The following is a 17,959-nucleotide window of genomic DNA, read 5'->3' as shown; positions in this document are numbered from 1 at the left end:
AAGCAGTACAAAACTAACGGGAGTGCTTTTCGGGAGAGTTCAAAAACCGGTCAATTTGGTTCAGGTTTTGGTCGGGCCCGTTTTCCATGATGCGGCTGGGAATTATAAAGATTGCTGCATATGTGTAAATTGCTGGAACAATCACTAAATTCGAGGTACAGTAGAATTGTAGAACATGAAAATGAAAATTGCCACTTATAATGTGAACGGGGTCAACGGCCGCCTGCCGGTACTATTAAGATGGTTACAGGAAAGCGCACCCGATGTGGTTTGTTTGCAGGAACTGAAAGCGCCGCAGGAGAAATTTCCTGAAAAAGCCATACTCGACGTGGGGTATCACGCTATCTGGCATGGACAAAAAAGCTGGAATGGCGTAGCGATATTGTCAAAATACGGCCAACCCGAAGAAACGCAAAGAGGGCTTCCCGGCGATCCGGAAGACGTTCATAGCCGTTATATTGAAGCTACCATTAATAATGTAACCATCGGCTGCCTGTATTTACCCAATGGCAACCCCGCTCCCGGGCCCAAGTTCGATTACAAGCTTGCCTGGTTTGAACGGCTGACCCAACATGCGGCCGGACTGTTGAAAGGGAAAAGACCGGTTATCTTAACCGGCGATTATAATGTGATGCCCACAGAGAAAGACGTGTATAAACCCGAACGCTGGGTGAACGATGCCTTGTTCAGGCCGGAAACCCGTGCAGCATTTAAAAAGCTGGTCGATCAGGGTTGGACAGACGCTATCCGAAAACTGTACCCTAACGATACCATCTATACGTTCTGGGATTATTTCCGCAATGCCTACGAACGAAATGCCGGGCTGCGCATCGATCATTTTTTATTAAATCCCGAAATAGCCAAACGACTGCATGCAGCAGGTGTTGACCGCGACGTGCGGGGCTGGGAAAAATCAAGCGACCATGCGCCGGTGTGGATTGAGATAAATTAGAAGCTGTGTCGATCTGGAAGCCCTGAAATTTTTTTATCCCAAAAGCAGCATGCCCGGGTCATAATTCAGTTCTCAGTTTTTAAATTGCGGGCCCCAGCAGTCTACCTGCCGCAGATCACTATTATGGATGTTTAACAGGTCGCGGTAAGAAATGGTAAGCTCAAACCCGCCGCGGTAAGCAGAGGCTGTCACCAGTTTGCTTACGTTAACATCGTAGCTCATACCAACTATAAATTTGGATATCTGTAATTTTACAACAGGAATAACCGCATCCTGTAATCGATGCAACACGCCAAACGTGATCGTTTTTTGCACATCACCTTCCACAAAAAGATCGTGGCTGAACATAAACCCATATTGAAACGACCCCTTACCCGCAGGTTGAAAACCTGTTGCAAATTGTTTAAAATAATCTGCATACATAATAAACCTGTCTGTTTCACTTGTGGGGGCCGATAGTCCGCCGTTTATTGCGAGCTTGCGGTTACGGGTAATAACATTGCCATTATAAAACCCCACCCCTGGTTTTGTAAGATGGAACAGGGCGCCCCCGGCAAAATATTCTATATCGTTGCCAAACTCGCTGCTGTAACTTATACCCGCTGAGAGATCGAAATAATTTACATCCGTTTTATCAAATACCTGGCGCGAAGCGGGTGACACGCTCAAACTCCCATTGCTTCCCGAAACAAACTGATCGTTCAACACCAACTTGGTGGGGTCGAACCGCTGTTGCAGTAGACCGCCCATCACAGCAAACGATAAATAAGCAGGCCGGTCGCTGCTCAACGGCAAACTCAGGTTGGCCGCCGGTAAAATTTGCGTGGTACTGAATTGCGAAGTGCCTGCTACATCCCTGATCAATTGCATTCCCCATGTCAGGTTTTTATCACCCAGTACCGGCATTTTAAACTCGGCATTCAGCGCATAGCTCCTGTAAGGAATAGTAACGCTTTGCCATTGGTTCCGGAAAGCGGCCGTAACCCGCACATCACCGGTAAAAACACCGGCCAAGGCCGGGTTGCGCAAAAGCGGTTGATCATAAAATTGGGAGAACCCCACATCCTGTGTAAAGCCGTCAAACGATGATTGCAATAGAACGACTATGAAAAGCAACTTCCCATTCCGTTTCATACACAAATATTTTAAAGTAATGTAACATTCCCCTTATATGTATATGGCACCCCATTCTCGCACATAACATCAATTGTATAAATGTATACACCGGTATCCCCTGGCTTGCCATTCACCTGTCCATCCCAGCCAAATGATGGATCGTTGGGCGGGAAATTATTCTTTTCAAAAACGATGCGCCCCCAACGGTTAAATACCCGGAATGACTTCACCGATACAATACCGGTGGCGCGTACGACCAGCTTTGTATTCTCAGGCACCGCGCCACGCGGCGTGAAAGCATTAGCGATCAACACCTGCGACTCCTTACAAAATACTTTCACACAAAGCGTATCGGCACCGCTGCAGCCATAGATGTTGGTGCCCTTTGCAATAAAGCAAGTATTGTTCTTAATGGTAGCAACCGGAGAACCACACACGGCATCATTGCAGGCTATGTCCTCCGCGGGTGTCCATGTAAAGATCTTCATAGGCAAAATACCAGGGTCAGCAGCATTGGTGACCGCAGGCGTTAATGGCAACAAATAACCTGTTGGCAATACCAATGAATCCCGGGCAAATTTTACAATTGGGTACCCTCCTATTTGTATTAAAGTATCGGAAGTGGAGCTGCAACCCGTTTGGGGCGAGCTCACCGTTATGGAATAGATGCCACCATCGGCCACCTTTACATTATTGATGCCGGCCATAGGCGCATTTACCGGGAAACCCGTGCCCGGTCCTCTCCATACATACTGCAATACCGGGTTCGCACCGGGTATGGAGCTATAAGCCTGCAAATAAAGATTATCGCCCACGCATAAAGGTGTTCTGGTAACGATCACTGGTTTTGAGGGCGCTTGTTTTATTTCGACCAGCAAACTCGTTGCCAACGAAATACAATTGTTCTGCGTTGCATACACCACATAAGTGCCGGCATCGGCAACGGATGCCGAAGAGAAAGTGATGGAGGTATTTTTAACGGTATCGGGTGTTGGTCCAAACGCATGACCGGCCCACACATAATCTATAGGTCCGGCCACGGTGCTTGTGGGCGACAACGCAGTAAGGGTCAATGGCGTTCCACTGCAGACCGGCGGGTTATACCCCGCCACCGGTTGTGCTGGTGGCGAAGGATCTTTCAACACAAATACAGGAGCAATTTTTTGTGATGAGCAGCCATACGTTTCAACGGAGATACCCGAATAGGTGCCAGCCGTTAAAGGGATGGTGACCTTTCCTTTGGCATCGGTATTACCCGTATATGTAAGCGGGGTTTGAAATTTTGTATAATACACGGTTACCGGCACATTGGGAATGGGATTGTTATTCAGATCGAGCAGGTCTAATACAATGGAACCCGATGGAATGCCACAGGCAGTTGGATCCCTGTACAACGAACCAACAATTACCGGCGTGGGATGCACCATGGCAACAGCTTTTGACTTCGGGCTTTCGCAACCACTGGCATACGACTGGCTCACATAATAGGTAAGTAAAGCAGGATTGGTAGTATTGATAACGGGAGCGGCGTTCAATAATACCTGATTTTGATCGTACCATTTAATGGTAGTGCCTGGCAATGATGAAATACTCAATGCAACAGGCGGCGTACCCATGCACAGGTGCAGGGTATCGATAACCGGTGCAGGCGGAATAGGGTTTACGATCAGCGTTAACGTATAGGGCGTACCCGGACATGGATTTTGCCCCGGATTAACCGGCGTTACCTGAATGGTAAGCGTTTGACTGGTGGTGCCGGTATTTGTAAACGATAGAGATAGTATGGGGTTAGCGCCACCAGCACTGCCAGTGCTTATGCCCGATACATTGGCTGGTAACGGCGTTGTGACCCGCCAGTTATACGTAGTATTGGGCACTGTTGAAGAAGGCGTAAAAAGGGCCGTGCCGCCCGAACAAATAGCTTGCGTAGCTGCAGGGAATGTTATGACCGGACTATCATCTATCTGCACAGTAGTAGTTGTTACAAAACCCGGACAAGGTGGTGCTGCGGCAATAGTATATGTTACTGTATACACGCCGGGTGTACTGAGTGAAGCATTGATTTCACCAGTTGATGAATTAATTGACAAACCCGCACCGGCGCTAAATGCGCCACCCGTGGTGCCAGATAAATTAACCCGTTGCGGCGTATTATTACCTCTACAATAGGGCGATCCCGGATACTGTATAGTAGCAACTGGGGTTGCATTCACAGTAACAGTTGTTGTTATAGCATATGCAGTGCAACTACCCGAGCCGGGGATCGAATATTTTATGGTATAGACGCCGGCCGTAGCACCTGAAGGATTAATGGCACCAGTTGCAGCATTAATTGACAACCCGGCCGGCGAAACCGAATATGTACCACCCGGTGTACCCGTTTGCGTTACAGACACCGGACCATTTGGTGTTGTAACAGTATTAACCACATTACAAAGTGTAGCCGTGCTGTAACTAATGGCAGCCGAAGGCGCCTGGCTTACGGTAACAGAAGTGTTGGTAGTAAAACCAGGGCAGGGAGGCGAAGGCAAAACAGAATACGTTACGGTATAGGTGCCAGCCGTACTGCTGGCAGGCGTAATGGTGCCGGTGGTTTGATCTATCGTTAACCCGCCGGGAGCAGAAAAAGAACCGCCAGCAGTTCCTGTAAGCGCTACCCTTACCGGATTATCAGAAGTGCAGATACCGGGGTAACTGATGGATGCATTAGGAGTGCCGCTCACGGAAACAGTTGCAGTAGCTACAAAGTTGGTACAACCGCCCGTACCGGGCACAGTATATCGAATGGTGTAATTACCCGGTGTAGCCCCGGAAGGATTGATGTCCCCGGTTGTTGTATTAATTGATAAACCAGCCGGCGAAACCGAATATGTACCACCCGGTGTACCCGTTTGCGTTACAGACACCGGACCATTTGGTGTTGTAACAGTATTAACCACATTACAAAGTGTAGCCGTGCTGTAACTAATGGCAGCCGAAGGCGCCTGGCTTACGGTAACAGAAGTGTTGGTAGTAAAACCAGGGCAGGGAGGCGAAGGCAAAACAGAATACGTTACGGTATAGGTGCCAGCCGTACTGCTGGCAGGCGTAATGGTGCCGGTGGTTTGATCTATCGTTAACCCGCCGGGAGCAGAAAAAGAACCGCCAGCAGTTCCTGTAAGCGCTACCCTTACCGGATTATCAGAAGTGCAGATACCGGGGTAACTGATGGATGCATTAGGAGTGCCGCTCACGGAAACAGTTGCAGTAGCTACAAAGTTGGTACAACCGCCCGTACCGGGCACAGTATATCGAATGGTGTAATTACCCGGTGTAGCCCCGGAAGGATTGATGTCCCCGGTTGTTGTATTAATTGATAAACCAGCCGGCGAAACCGAATATGTACCACCCGGTGTACCCGTTTGCGTTACAGACACCGGACCATTTGGTGTTGTAACAGTATTAACCACATTACAAAGTGTAGCCGTGCTGTAACTAATGGCAGCCGAAGGCGCCTGGCTTACGGTAACAGAAGTGTTGGTAGTAAAACCAGGGCAGGGAGGCGAAGGCAAAACAGAATACGTTACGGTATAGGTGCCAGCCGTACTGCTGGCAGGCGTAATGGTGCCGGTGGTTTGATCTATCGTTAACCCGCCGGGAGCAGAAAAAGAACCGCCAGCAGTTCCTGTAAGCGCTACCCTTACCGGATTATCAGAAGTGCAGATACCGGGGTAACTGATGGATGCATTAGGAGTGCCGCTCACGGAAACAGTTGCAGTAGCTACAAAGTTGGTACAACCGCCCGTACCGGGCACAGTATATCGAATGGTGTAATTGCCCGGTGTAGCCCCGGAAGGATTGATCTCCCCGGTTGTTGTATTAATTGATAAACCAGCCGGCGACACCGAATACGTACCGCCAGCGCTGCCGGTTTGTGTAACCGCTATTGGCGGGTTTGGCGTTGTGGGCGTATTCGCCACATTACAAAGCACCGTAGGTGTATAACTGATAGCAGCAGATGGGCTGGCGTTCACATTTACAGTTATAGAAGCTCTGGGTCCTTCGCCACAGGAAGTGGTTTGACTTACATAATACGTAGTACTGCCCGGTGTAGCCGTTGAAGGTGTTGGCGGCGTTGCAGAACCCGTACCACCGGTTGCTGCATTATACCATAACAAACCGGTTCCCGTTGCGGTCAGCACAGGGGCCGGCTGGTTCTGGCAATAATTTATTGGGGAAGAAACCGCAGGCGCCCCCGGTAATGCACTAACCGAAACCGCTATCACCGCCCGTGGACCTTCGCAACCATTCACCGTTTGACTCACATAAAAATTTGTATTTCCTACATTGGCCGTACCAGGCGTGGGCGGCATAGCAGAACCCGTACCACCGGTTGCCCCATTATACCATAACAAACCGGTTCCCGAAGCAGTAAGCGGCGCAGCCGTTTGATTTTGACAAAGCAGCACCGGCGTAGTGGCGGCGGGCGCTGCAGGCGAAGCATTCACTGTAACTACAATAGGTACCCGTGCACTTTCACAACTGTTGGGTAATTGCTGGCTTACATAATAGGTTGTACTGCCAGCAGTAATGGTTGAAGGTGTGGGCGCCGTTGGCGATCCGGTTCCACCCGTAGCACTCGTATACCACAACAAATTAGTGCCGGTGGCTGTAAGTTGGGTAGCAATCTTTCCCTGGCAATACACAACCGGACTAACCACGACAGGCGGCGGCGATGGCGCAACCACGATAACTGTTTTTGAGATCGCATCGCTACCACAAGCTGCATTGGCTGCAGATAATACAACCGTATAATTACCGGGTGCTGCATAGGTATGACAGGGCGGCGTTGGCGCCGTGGAGGTTGTTCCATCGCCAAAATCCCAGCTGAAGGTGGCGTTCGTATTACAGGAGGAGTTGCCACTATAACCATTTGTTGTTTGATTAGTGAAACATATTGCACTGTTTACACAGGCCGGCGAAGGATTGAAACTGAAATTGGCGACAGGCTTTTTTCTTATAATGATCTGGTTCAGGGTATAGGTAGTAGTAAAACAGCCATTGTTTGCTTCTAACCTCGCTGTATAATCAACTGCACCAGGACATGACGAAGTATTGTAAATATGCGATAATAACTGCACAGTATTGGCGGTGTTCAGTGGATGCTGTAAAGTGACACTGGGGGTGCCATCGCCAAAAATTACCTTATAGGTAGTGCCCGCTGAATTATTAAACCAGTTGCCAATAACAAATTCAACCGTTGCCGGAATGCATAAACCCGTAGTTGACGCCGAAGTGGTAAAGCTGGCCAATGGGTTCTGTCCATTGTAAAACTGGTAGGTAGTGCTTTTGGTACAACCGTTTTGCGGTGTAATGGTAATGGTTATCGTAAAATAACCCTGTGCCATATAGGTATGTGTTGTTTGCGCATTGGGCGCCCAGTCGGTTGCTGAAAAAGGCGCTGTATTATCGCCCCAGTTTATTTGATATGCATTGCCAGAACCTGTAGCTAAAGAGCTATTGCTTACCCTGAGCACATAGGTGGCGTTACCATTGCAATTCGTAAAAGGCGCATTTGGATTACCCACATCAGTTAAATCGGGTTTGGGTGCCGATAAAATGTTTAACGTTCCCGAACTGGTAACCGTACCCGATGGGTTGGTTACCGTTACGGAACCGCTTGTTGCTAAGTCAGCGATCACTGCAGTAATGGTGTTGGCATCATTAACGGTAAAACTGGCAGCATTGAGATTACCGCATGTCACGGCACTGACATTTGTAAAATTGGCGCCGGTTATGGTGATAGTGCTTCCCTGGCAAACGGGATTGGGCGTGAAGGACGTTATTGAAGGCGCCTGGGCCTGTACGGCAATACAACTGATGGTTATCAGAAACAATGGCAGAAAAGTACGGGATAAACAGATCTTCGATATCCAGTTAGGGTTCAAACGGCATACACGCATAAAATTCCATTGCAATTAGGGGTATAAGTACCTGTAAGTCAATAAAAGGCGTATTGACAACAGCGCACTGCTAAAAATGAAAACCGTGGGAAAACTAACTGCGAACGTTGGTTGGGAAATGAACGAGGTAAACTTTGTAGAAGTTACAGGGCAAAGATATTCTTATTTTTTTAAATGCAAAGCAGGTATGCAGGTAAGGTGGGCCTTTCAAAGGGCTGAAGGGCTCCCGAACAACTTTTTGCACCGTCTGTTTGTAATCCTATAAAAATATTCGATGGACCTGCAACTACATAACAAAACGGCCTTTATAAGCGGCTCCACAGCCGGTATTGGACTGGCTATTGCCGAAGTTTTATTGAAAGAAAATGCTACCGTTATCATTAACGGACGTAAAGAAAACCAGGTTGAGGAAGTGGTAAAAACCCTTCAGCAGGCTTTTCCTAACGGCAGGGTATCCGGTATTGCCGCTGATTTTGGGAAGAAAGAAGAAGTAGACACCCTGATAAAAAAGTTGCCACCCATTGATATCCTGGTTAACAATGTAGGCATCTTTGAGCCCAAACCTTTCGCCGAAATCCCCGACGAGGACTGGTTCCACTTTTTTGAGGTGAACGTGATGAGCGGCGTACGGCTATCGCGTCATGTGTTTCCCCAATTGTTACAACAGAATTGGGGCCGCATTATTTTTGTTTCCAGCAAATCGGCCGTATTCATTCCCGATGAAATGATCCATTATGGCATGACGAAAACCGCCCAGGTAGCCATTGCCCGCGGACTGGCAGAATTGACAAAAGGCACCAACGTAACGGTGAACAGCGTTTTACCCGGACCCACCAAATCAAGGGGCGTTGGTGATTTTGTGAATAGCCTGGCTACACAGGAAAATGTGAGCTTTGACGAAATGGAATCCAGATTCTTCCAAAATTTCAGGCCCACCTCCCTGTTACAACGGTTTGCGACAACAGAAGAAGTGGCTAACATGGTGGCATACGTGGCAAGTCCGCTGGCCTCAGCCACCAATGGCGCGGCCCTTCGGGTGGAAGGCGGTTTGATAAGATCGATCTTATAATAAACGGGAAGGCAGGTAGTGATTGTTACCTGCCTTACTTTTATGATTTATTAAAAAAAGGAGATGTATTGAATAGCTCTGCCTGTAGTATCCATTGTTCGGGAATGCTGGTTGAACCGGCAGATAATACAACAATACTTCCTATAATGGCTGCAATAGTATCACGGTCGCCCAGGGCGCTTATCCCCGTCCATATGGCTTCAGAAAATGAACCGGTATTATTTGCAGCGCACCATAAGGCAAAAGGCACTGTATCCTGAGCAGTCAAATTAGTACCATTACCCAATACAGACACAATCGTTCTAACATCATAACCCGCAGGCAACGTTTTGGCTTTTTGTATTTTGGCTTTCACTTCACTTGCAGACATGTGATCGATAATAAAATCGTAGAAGTTATTGGCAGATAAAGCCGTTTCATTCAATGCATAACGGGCACAAACACAGGCAGCCAGTGCCACCGCAATGCCACCGGCAATACCTTCCGGATGCGCATGCGTAATTGCTGCCGCCAGTTTTGCCTGCTCAATTACTGCTGATGTATCCTCATAAAAATAAGCCCCGATAGGCCCTGAACGCATAGCGGCGCCGGTAGATCCGTTTTGTGAGACCATTTCCAGCTGTTGCCATGTAAAAATGATTACAGAGCCTGTATCAGACAATCAAACAAAAGTAAGGGAGTAATGCATGCACGATGAAGTACCCCATGAAAATGATGTTGTCAATGATGGAAAAAATGCTTTCAAAGGATATGGATACAAGTTTGACGAATCTGAAGTATATACTTGAAAAATAAATTAAGTAGCGCAGTCCAGTAGCGCACTAAGTACGACGTGGGGCCGCTGGTTCGAATCCGGTTGCCCCGACTAAAAAATGAAGCCCTTCAAATATATAAAACCTGATGTTGCTTGCAGCGTTTACTCACTTTTACTGGTTTTGTCAATTTTTTTTGTGGTTACCATTTCTGTAAAACTTTTGGCTGCTGCTGTAAATTCAGAAGGCAATAAAACAATTGTCGTTGTGTTATTGTCAATTCCAATTTCAGATAACATTTGCATTCTTCGTAGTTCGAGTGCAATCGGGCTTCCTTCCATTTCTTTCGCTCCTTGTGTTAATTTTAATGATGCTTCAAGCTCGGCTTCCGCTTTTACAATTCTTGCTCTTTTTTCTCTTATCGCTTCAGCTTCTCTCGCCATTGCTCTTTGCATTGCTTCGGGAATTTCAACGTCTTTCATTTCTACCATTTCTATTTTTATTCCCCAGGGCTCAGTCGCAGCATCTACAATTTTTTGAAGCGTTCCATTTATTTGTTCCCGCTCTTTTAAAACTTCGTCAAGCGAATGTTGACCAATAATGTTCCTCAATGCAGTAACTGAAAATTGATAAACTGCTTTGTAGAAGTCAGCTACTTTTATAATCGCTTTTTCAGGATCAGTTACTCTAAACCATAGAACAGCATTGACTTTTATCGTTACGCTATCCTTTGTAATTGTTTCCTGTTGTTCTAAATCAACGGTCTTTGTACGAATGTCGATTGTTTTCTTTTTGTCAATAAATGGAATTATCCAAAACAATCCAGGGCCTTTTGTTCCGTGAAATCTACCAAGTCTAAAAACAATTGCCCGTTCATATTCCTGAGCAATACAAAGTCCAAGAATAATAAAAAGAAGCACTATTGCTCCAATAATAACAGGAAGTGTCATTGTTATATTTTAAATAGCTGTATAAGATTGTCTTCCGCTGTTAACTTTAGTAACTTTATTCAAACTTTAAGGCTTTATCCCTTAACTCTTTCAACGATTTATCATCTTTGAATTTTTCGTCGATACGAAATAAATGTTCGTCATCAATGAGCGGGTTATAGCCAAGGCTTACAAGAACTTTCCTGGCCTGGTTTGGCAAATAGCCTGCAAAAAACATAGGTCCAAAATCTGAATTGCTATTTGAGGCAAACTTTTCAAATTCTTGCCTTGCCTGAATGAGACCAAGCAGGTATTTTTTGTAATTTTCTTTTGTAATAGTCGAAACGCCCCGTAAAGTTTTAAATCTGTGTAACTGCTTTTCAGAATAAAAAATCAATCCGGGCCTCTGAAGTGTATCAGCTTGAATGAAAGCTAAAGCATCGACCAGTTCATCATAGTTCGTATGGCCATCAGAAGTGGTTGATAGTACAAAAGAACTATCTGACTTAACAGACGAAAAGAGAAGTAAACTTACCACACTTGTGTCCTGTCCACCTTTTATTAAGTAATACAAATTACCCCGGTTTTTGACTATCCTGATTATTCTGGCAGGATCGGTTACTGGTTGTTTTGTAAGGTCCCAATCAAGCATTCCCATTACAACATTCGTGGAGTCAAAACTGTATTCAATAACCTTATAAATTTTAAAAGAAAAGCAGTACCATTTTCCTTTTAGTTCATTTTGTGCAATAGACTGGACGGCTGCAAAAAGTAGTAGCGTAGAAAGGATTAATCTCATTTTGACTGTATTATTCCTGATTTTTATTAATAAATAAATTTATATAATTCTAATCATTTTCAATGGGATTTAATAGGAATTGTCGTTTAATCATCCCTAAATAATTGGTTATTCTCATTCTATCTATCCTTCACTGAAAGTCCCCCCTAAAAAACATGTTGCAGGTGGTTTTCTACTCACAAAAAAAGCATTAATCTTAAATCCCGACTTAAACTACTAATAGTTGTTAAATAACTACTATAAGTAGCGTAATTGCAACTAAGAGTTGTTGCTTTTATACTGATTCAGGAATGAATCTGAATATCTTTGAAGTGTCAAAACAAAGAGATAGTACTATGTTAAATGCTAAAATGATTGGCAATAAAATTGCCGAAGCACGAAAGAAAATAAATATTTCTCAAGCCCAGCTTGCTCAGCGTTTATTTATCAGTTCTCAGGCAGTCGGAAAGTGGGAACGTGGAGAATCAATGCCAGACATCACTACTTTTAACAGTCTCGCGGAAATTCTGGGTGTTGATCTTAACTATTTTTCAGAAAACTTCCAATCTGAGGTCACTGAGGTGACGCCCGTTGAGCCTTTGGTTAAACGATCCGATGAATCCGATAGCTATCGGATGCCATCCGGAAAGCAGGAGAAAAAGCTTAGTTGGGATATGTCACGCGAGAACCTGGTAGACACTGACTTTTCCGGGTTGAAAAATCTGCATGAGAAATTCAGTTCCTCCAACATGCAGCGCTGTCTGTTTATTGGTTCAGATATGTCGGGACTTATTCTAAATAGCAATAATATTGATAGCTGTGACTTCTCGGGTTCCGACATCAGCGGCAGCCACATTCAGAGTTCTAACTTATCCAACAATATATTTAAGAACTGTTCACTGAAAGAAACTGAATTTTCAAGGAGTTATATCGAAGGTTGCGATTTCTCCGGCGCCGATTTTACCGGAGTGGTGTTTAAATCCGGAGGCTTCGGGAATAATACAATTGCAAATGTAGTGTGGAATCGCACCTCTTTTATTGATACACATATTGCCGATATAGTTTTCGAAGGTACATTGGAGGACTGCATTTTTGAAAACTGCGTATTTAACAGGGTGACATTCCAGCATTCAACGCTTATTAACATTTTCTTTAAAAACAACAGGAGATTAAAACGGATCCAGTTTATTGACTGCAAAGCAGATAAGTTGACCTATGCTTTTTTGAAAAACGGAAAAGCCGATTTAACCGGTATCACATTATTAACAGCATAAGGAGATAAAAAATATGTTGCAAAGTGAAATCGCCATTTCGGTGCAGGGATTGAAAAAATCCTATAAAAACATTCCTGTGTTGACAGGAGTTGATTTTGAAGTAAAAACAGGCAGTGTTTTCGCCCTGCTCGGCTCTAACGGTGCAGGCAAGACAACCATTGTCAAAATCCTCAGCACGTTACTGAAGCAGGACAGCGGAAACGTTATGGTAAACGGGTTCGACGTTTCGTCAAAACCCGGCAATGTGCGACAGTCGATCAGCCTGACAGGGCAATTTGCTGCCGTGGACGAGATATTGACCGGGAGGGAAAACCTGATCATGATCGCGAAGTTACGGCACCTCGAAAATCCGCGCCGAGTCGCAGAAGAACTACTCAATCGCTTCGGATTGACCGATGCTGCCGACCGTAAGGCTTCTACTTATTCCGGCGGTATGCGCCGCAGACTTGACATAGCCATGAGCCTCATTGGAAGACCTCCGCTTATTTTCCTCGACGAGCCGACTACCGGGCTTGACCCCGAGGCTCGTATTGAGGTTTGGAAGATCGTCAAAGAGCTTGCGGGCAGTGGCACTACTGTATTCCTCACCACCCAGTATTTGGAGGAAGCTGAACAGCTCGCCGATAAAATCGCCATTCTTCATGAGGGTAGGATTATCGTGAGCGGCACGCTTGCGGAGCTCAAAAAGCTGTTCCCACCCGCAAAAGTAGAATATATTGAAAAACAGCCGACTTTGGAGGAGATCTTCCTTGCGATCATCGGCAAAAAAATGGAAAATTAAATGGAAACGATAAAGAACTATTATTTTATGGATATGGGCGTTATGCTTGGACGTAGCATGCGCCATATTTTCCGCAGCCTTGATACCATCATCACGGTCACCATTATGCCAATTGCAATGATGCTGTTGTTCGTCTATGTATTAGGCGGCGCCATTCAAACCGGTACGGATAAATATGTGAATTACCTATTGCCTGGTATACTGTTAATTGCCGTTGCAAATAGTATAGGCTACGTGTCTTATCGCCTGTTTTTAGATAAGCAACGGGGCATATTCGAGCGTTTCAACTCCATGCCGATTGCGCGTTCGGCCGCGTTGTGGGGACATGTACTGACCTCGTTGGTGTCCAATGCGATTTCACTTGTCGTAATCATTCTTGTAGCGCTCATTATGGGCTTCCGCTCACCGGCAGGAGTATTGTCATGGCTTGCCGTGGCCGGTATAATCGCACTGTTTACGCTGGCCCTGACATGGATAGCCGCGATTGCCGGATTGTCAGCAAAATCCGTGGATGGCGCGGGTGTAATTGCCTATCCGGTTCACTTCCTGCCGTTAATCAGCTCTGCGTTTGTGCCCACAGCGTCTATGCCGGGGCCTGTTCGTGCCTTTGCCGAAAATCAGCCGGTGACCCCGATAGTGGAAGCCATACGCGCACTACTTTTAAATCAGCCAGTAGGCAACGAAATTTGGGTTGCCCTTGCATGGTGCGTCGGAATTATGCTCGTCGCTTGTTTCCTTGCCAGTAGAGTGTATAAGAAACAGGGGTAAAAGATTGTTTTTGTTGAGGTGGTAAATACCGGTTTACCTTATAGCAGCAAAGCAATGAAGCGATGGCTTATGCAGAAAAACGGGTCGTACAAAAGGTAAAGTTGTTGTTAAAGTCAATTAGTTTGTCTGACGAGTAGCGTCCTGACCAACCTAAAATTGGCATGTATTAAAATCGTCCGAATCGCTATTGGTAGCAAACATGGTTAGTAAGCCGTTACATAACTAAGCGGTAGCTTTATCCTAGTGGCGCTAATAATCTTTTCAGGTTTTACCAAAATTCCTGTAGTAGTTCCGGGTATTGTAAAAAAAGTAAAATGTACGCGTTAGAAAAGATTTTTGTTATTCAATAACCAAAAGAACGATTCTTTGTAGGTTTCGCCCACCGGTATAACCGTCTGGCGAATGAATATGCCTGACCTGTTTTGTGCTGGCGCTGCTGCTGGGCTTCTGGAATATATACCGCCAGAAAGAAAGGGGGTGAGGATTTAATTCCAACGATCGTTATTATGAAACCGATATATGCGACACTTGTCCTTTTATGTTCATGGTATTTTGGCCATGCACAGGTAATAACCGGCTGCATAAAAGATGAAGGAGGCTATGGGGTTAAAAATGTATCGGTTACCCTCAGAAAAGCGGTCGATTCGGCCGTTGTAAAATTAGGTGTATCGGATTCAGCGGGACGGTTTACATTCAATGCTCCCGTTGGAAGTTATTTTATTGATGTTTCACACACAGGATATTCCTTCGCCCGTTCCGGAAGAGTGGTTGTTCGCGACACAAGCGTAGCTGGCGATATAATAATCGTATTGCAGAAAACAGCTAAAATTCTTAAGGAAGTCGTAGTGACAGCTCAAAAACCTGTTATTGAGGTAAAGGTCGATAAAATCCTTCTCAAATGTTTTCAAGGAATTTTACTGACTGGATTTCTTGTCCTTCAGAATTATTATACAATTACACAAGTAATTTAGGTTCGAGCTACAAAGTTTCAAATGCCCAAACTGAGCTATTTTGATAAATGCTAACTTTATTTTATCACTTCACTCACCAAAATGACAGGACTAACATTAGTATAGTTGACAAAATCTGCACGGATCGCATCTCTATTAGGAGCTATTGCCGCTTGATATTCACTTAAGCTTTTTATATAAAATGTGCCAATAGCCATAAAAGGTAAAGGTTGATTAGGAATACCACTGGAAAGCCCTTTTTCAATAGTATATTTTACCAGATTTGACCCTAAAAAACCCGCCACCATAGGCATGTGCTTAGTTTCATAATATTCCATATTGAAGGTTTTACCCTCCGCGTACGGGTACATAATGGATACCTTAATTAAGCCTTTTTCAGTAACAGTAATGTCCTGTTTTTGGGATTTTTCAGATTGCTTGTCTTGACTAAATGCCACAAAACAAATGTTTAAAAGCAAAAACAATAAAATTAGTTTAAACTTCATAATTAGTTTCTTTAAGTTACAGAATATATAAATTGCCAAGTATTTCCATCTGTATGCTATTTCAGTTAATTTACGTAAATCTAATATAAAAAGGTTCGAGTTTTGTACCATAGGATTCACAGAATACAGACGCCCACGTAATTTAAATGATTATGTGTTTTTTTGTTTTTATTTGTATCAAAAAATATCAAATTAACCTGTGCATTGACGGTGAAGGATCGCTTCTCACAAAATGGCAATGCTATGAATGTCGAATATGCTGGGTAGATCGAAATGGCCAATGTACAATAGCTATCACTAAAGGCTCCAATGGTCAGCAATTTATTGTAACAGATAGTTATTCAAATTGACACGGGCATTAATAATCCCTCTTGTACTCTTTGTCTTCCATTAGGAGTACAACATTTTCTCCGTTGTCAATCCTGAATTTGGTTTCCAGTGTTTGCCATTTGTCAAAGGCTGGCAGAAAACAGGCAAAATGTAAATGCGGTCCGCTTGACCAGCCAACATTTCCACTGTACCCAATAACACTCCCTTTCTGTATGTAGTCTCCCGGCTTCAGTTTCGATCCATTGTATTTTATGTGGGCATAGTATCCATAAGTGCCATCAGCATGCATGATTATAATATAGTTATTGTATTTTTTGCATTCTTCCCTTGGACACGATTCGGTGTTGTTTTGTACAATTTTAACAACCCTGCCTTCCCTGGCCGCTAATATTTCAGTGCCTTCCGGCATTGTAAAGTCAATGGCTTTTTCGTTTTGATGGGAAAATATACCGTTGTATCCCTGATGAACCCTGAATAATTTACCTTTTTGAAATGGCAGATCATATACAAATGACGTATCGTATTTTTTTACCGTTATATCGCCCAGCGCAGTTTTGTAATTGTAACTGAATTTTGTTCCATCGTTTTTTTTCACTGGTGTCAGTTCGCCAATTCTGTATCGTTCAGTTTTGGGTGGGATTACAAAAACTTTTTTATCCTTATCTGAAAAAGCCAGATTTGACAAATCCAGGTTTATAGTAAGAGATACAGGGCACAACTCATTATTGTCGGCATAGATCACAAACTCCTGCTCCTTTTGTTCGTAAAATACTTTTGTCGTTTGAGCCATGCCGCTGAAAACCAGGTTAACACACAGGAAAAGACTACAGAAAAATACTTTCATGCAAATATTTCTTTTTAGAAAGGTGGCTAAAGTTATTCCGACTTACCCTCCAGGGCCAGGTTGAACGCATACCGTCATTTCATCTATTGTCTTTTCAGTTCCCTTATTTTGCCAAATATTGTCAATCTGCTAAAATCGAAGGAGTGTATAGTTTGAAGTTACTTGTTTTTGGGTATCTTTCCGAGACCGGAGACGGGAAAATAACATATATAAATACAACAGATATGCGCATCGCCGTGTTTTCACTATTTCAATGGAACCTGGTATAAATCATATTGTATTTATTATGTTTTTAAGTTGATGAATTTCAATGAGGTTAATAAAATAGTCGTTACTTAAAAATTCAAATTTCATTGCTATTTTACTTTTAAAGTTACGGCTAACGAGCAGGTATTGCCGATGGTGGGGAATTTTATATTCGTCCGTCCGGAACTGCTGCCTGGCTTTTTGATAAAGATAAATAGTAAGAATCAAAACCGGGTTTTATTCGTCAGGCCCCGAACAACTGCTTAATGGAAGGACAGGAAGAAGATAGTACCATTTTGCCAGCGCGTACTCAGCATACCCGCGCCCCTCATCAATGCTTGTAAGGCTGCACTATATATCCCTTACCGGAAACCCATTTCCCAGATTTTTTAAGTGCACGCACAACATCTGCACCTATTCCAAACCCGGGATCATTTTCACATTCTACTTCACATATATTACCATCTTTGTCTGCAATAAAACGGGCTGAAACTACATATTTTCCTTTTTTGATGTGTTTATTAGCCGGAATTGACCGGTTAAGGTCTTTCTCAATAGATGGCAGCCAGGAAGAATCTGCACGGGGATTAACCCACTGAATCACTTTAATAGTATAGCTCTTATGTTTTTCTTTTGTAATTTCTACAACTATCCGGCCTCCCTGGCCATAACTTTTGGCAACACATACCAAACAAAGTAGTATTAATTGAAAACTTTTCATT

14 protein-coding genes are annotated in these 17,959 nt (G+C 44.3%); 6 read left to right on the top strand and 8 right to left on the bottom strand.

Annotated elements, in window-relative coordinates; genetic code table 11:
- Positions 1-175: 175 nt before the first annotated feature.
- Entirely contained in the window at positions 176-952 is a 777-nt protein-coding gene (xth, locus tag A3860_RS30275; protein ID WP_245843666.1) for an exodeoxyribonuclease III, read from the top strand.
- A gap of 72 nt (positions 953-1,024) precedes the next feature.
- On the opposite strand, the gene A3860_RS30270 is transcribed toward xth, so the two are convergent.
- A complete protein-coding gene (locus A3860_RS30270) occupies positions 1,025-2,086 on the bottom strand; it encodes a PorP/SprF family type IX secretion system membrane protein (protein ID WP_081153753.1) in 1,062 nt (353 codons plus the stop codon).
- A gap of 11 nt (positions 2,087-2,097) precedes the next feature.
- Entirely contained in the window at positions 2,098-8,010 is a 5,913-nt protein-coding gene (locus tag A3860_RS30265; protein ID WP_081153751.1) for an Ig-like domain-containing protein, read from the bottom strand.
- A 274-nt stretch (positions 8,011-8,284) separates the two neighbouring features.
- On the opposite strand from A3860_RS30265, the gene A3860_RS30255 reads away from it, so the two are divergent.
- Entirely contained in the window at positions 8,285-9,079 is a 795-nt protein-coding gene (locus tag A3860_RS30255; protein ID WP_081153747.1) for an SDR family NAD(P)-dependent oxidoreductase, read from the top strand.
- Positions 9,080-9,119: 40 nt separating this feature from the next.
- On the opposite strand, the gene A3860_RS30250 is transcribed toward A3860_RS30255, so the two are convergent.
- From A3860_RS30250 to A3860_RS30240, 3 genes are all read right to left on the bottom strand, one after another.
- Positions 9,120-9,692: an ADP-ribosylglycohydrolase family protein gene (locus A3860_RS30250; protein ID WP_081153745.1), complete on the bottom strand. Its 573-nt coding sequence runs from the start codon at positions 9,690-9,692 to the stop codon at positions 9,120-9,122.
- Between the two features lie 303 nt (positions 9,693-9,995).
- A complete protein-coding gene (locus tag A3860_RS30245) occupies positions 9,996-10,781 on the bottom strand; it encodes a slipin family protein (protein WP_081153743.1) in 786 nt (261 codons plus the stop codon).
- 55 nt (positions 10,782-10,836) lie between these two features.
- Positions 10,837-11,559 (bottom strand): hypothetical protein, encoded by a 723-nt coding sequence (locus A3860_RS30240; RefSeq protein WP_081153741.1) that lies wholly within the window; start codon positions 11,557-11,559, stop codon positions 10,837-10,839.
- Between the two features lie 290 nt (positions 11,560-11,849).
- Between A3860_RS30240 and A3860_RS30235 the strand changes: the two genes are divergently transcribed.
- From A3860_RS30235 to A3860_RS30220, 4 genes are all read left to right on the top strand, one after another.
- Positions 11,850-12,812 (top strand): pentapeptide repeat-containing protein, encoded by a 963-nt coding sequence (locus tag A3860_RS30235; protein ID WP_216823541.1) that lies wholly within the window; start codon positions 11,850-11,852, stop codon positions 12,810-12,812.
- Positions 12,813-12,825: 13 nt separating this feature from the next.
- Entirely contained in the window at positions 12,826-13,593 is a 768-nt protein-coding gene (locus A3860_RS30230; protein WP_081153736.1) for an ABC transporter ATP-binding protein, read from the top strand.
- Positions 13,594-14,361: an ABC transporter permease gene (locus A3860_RS30225; protein WP_081153734.1), complete on the top strand. Its 768-nt coding sequence runs from the start codon at positions 13,594-13,596 to the stop codon at positions 14,359-14,361.
- A 506-nt stretch (positions 14,362-14,867) separates the two neighbouring features.
- On the top strand, positions 14,868-15,332 hold the full coding sequence (locus A3860_RS30220) for a carboxypeptidase-like regulatory domain-containing protein (RefSeq protein ID WP_081153731.1): 465 nt from the start codon (positions 14,868-14,870) through the stop codon (positions 15,330-15,332).
- Positions 15,333-15,388: 56 nt separating this feature from the next.
- Here A3860_RS30220 and A3860_RS30215 read toward each other — a convergent pair whose 3' ends face one another.
- The 3 genes from A3860_RS30215 to A3860_RS30200 all read right to left on the bottom strand — a co-directional run bounded on the left by A3860_RS30215 (position 15,389) and on the right by A3860_RS30200 (position 17,958).
- The gene (locus A3860_RS30215) at positions 15,389-15,817 is read right to left on the bottom strand and encodes an EthD family reductase (RefSeq protein ID WP_081153842.1); all 429 of its coding nucleotides are present in this window, start codon (positions 15,815-15,817) and stop codon (positions 15,389-15,391) included.
- Positions 15,818-16,175: 358 nt separating this feature from the next.
- Entirely contained in the window at positions 16,176-16,991 is an 816-nt protein-coding gene (locus A3860_RS30210) for a M23 family metallopeptidase (RefSeq protein ID WP_081153728.1), read from the bottom strand.
- A 577-nt stretch (positions 16,992-17,568) separates the two neighbouring features.
- Entirely contained in the window at positions 17,569-17,958 is a 390-nt protein-coding gene (locus A3860_RS30200) for a hypothetical protein (protein ID WP_081153724.1), read from the bottom strand.
- Position 17,959: the final 1 nt, after the last annotated feature.

Origin of the sequence: Niastella vici, from assembly GCF_002077945.1 — a bacterium.
GTDB classification, from domain to species: Bacteria; Bacteroidota; Bacteroidia; order Chitinophagales; family Chitinophagaceae; genus Niastella; species Niastella vici.
This window is presented reverse-complemented; position numbering and strand designations above follow the sequence as displayed.

Excerpts from the sequence above, each read along its gene's own strand:
- xth (WP_245843666.1), top strand. The coding sequence starts at position 176 with ATGAAAATGAAAATTGCCACTTATAATGTGAACGGGGTCAACGGCCGC.
- A3860_RS30270 (WP_081153753.1), bottom strand. The coding sequence starts at position 2,086 with ATGAAACGGAATGGGAAGTTGCTTTTCATAGTCGTTCTATTGCAATCA.
- A3860_RS30265 (WP_081153751.1), bottom strand. The coding sequence starts at position 8,010 with ATGCGTGTATGCCGTTTGAACCCTAACTGGATATCGAAGATCTGTTTA.
- A3860_RS30255 (WP_081153747.1), top strand. The coding sequence starts at position 8,285 with ATGGACCTGCAACTACATAACAAAACGGCCTTTATAAGCGGCTCCACA.
- A3860_RS30250 (WP_081153745.1), bottom strand. The coding sequence starts at position 9,692 with ATGGTCTCACAAAACGGATCTACCGGCGCCGCTATGCGTTCAGGGCCT.
- A3860_RS30245 (WP_081153743.1), bottom strand. The coding sequence starts at position 10,781 with ATGACACTTCCTGTTATTATTGGAGCAATAGTGCTTCTTTTTATTATT.
- A3860_RS30240 (WP_081153741.1), bottom strand. The coding sequence starts at position 11,559 with ATGAGATTAATCCTTTCTACGCTACTACTTTTTGCAGCCGTCCAGTCT.
- A3860_RS30235 (WP_216823541.1), top strand. The coding sequence starts at position 11,850 with ATGAATCTGAATATCTTTGAAGTGTCAAAACAAAGAGATAGTACTATG.
- A3860_RS30230 (WP_081153736.1), top strand. The coding sequence starts at position 12,826 with ATGTTGCAAAGTGAAATCGCCATTTCGGTGCAGGGATTGAAAAAATCC.
- A3860_RS30225 (WP_081153734.1), top strand. The coding sequence starts at position 13,594 with ATGGAAACGATAAAGAACTATTATTTTATGGATATGGGCGTTATGCTT.
- A3860_RS30220 (WP_081153731.1), top strand. The coding sequence starts at position 14,868 with ATGAAACCGATATATGCGACACTTGTCCTTTTATGTTCATGGTATTTT.
- A3860_RS30215 (WP_081153842.1), bottom strand. The coding sequence starts at position 15,817 with ATGAAGTTTAAACTAATTTTATTGTTTTTGCTTTTAAACATTTGTTTT.
- A3860_RS30210 (WP_081153728.1), bottom strand. The coding sequence starts at position 16,991 with ATGAAAGTATTTTTCTGTAGTCTTTTCCTGTGTGTTAACCTGGTTTTC.
- A3860_RS30200 (WP_081153724.1), bottom strand. The coding sequence starts at position 17,958 with ATGAAAAGTTTTCAATTAATACTACTTTGTTTGGTATGTGTTGCCAAA.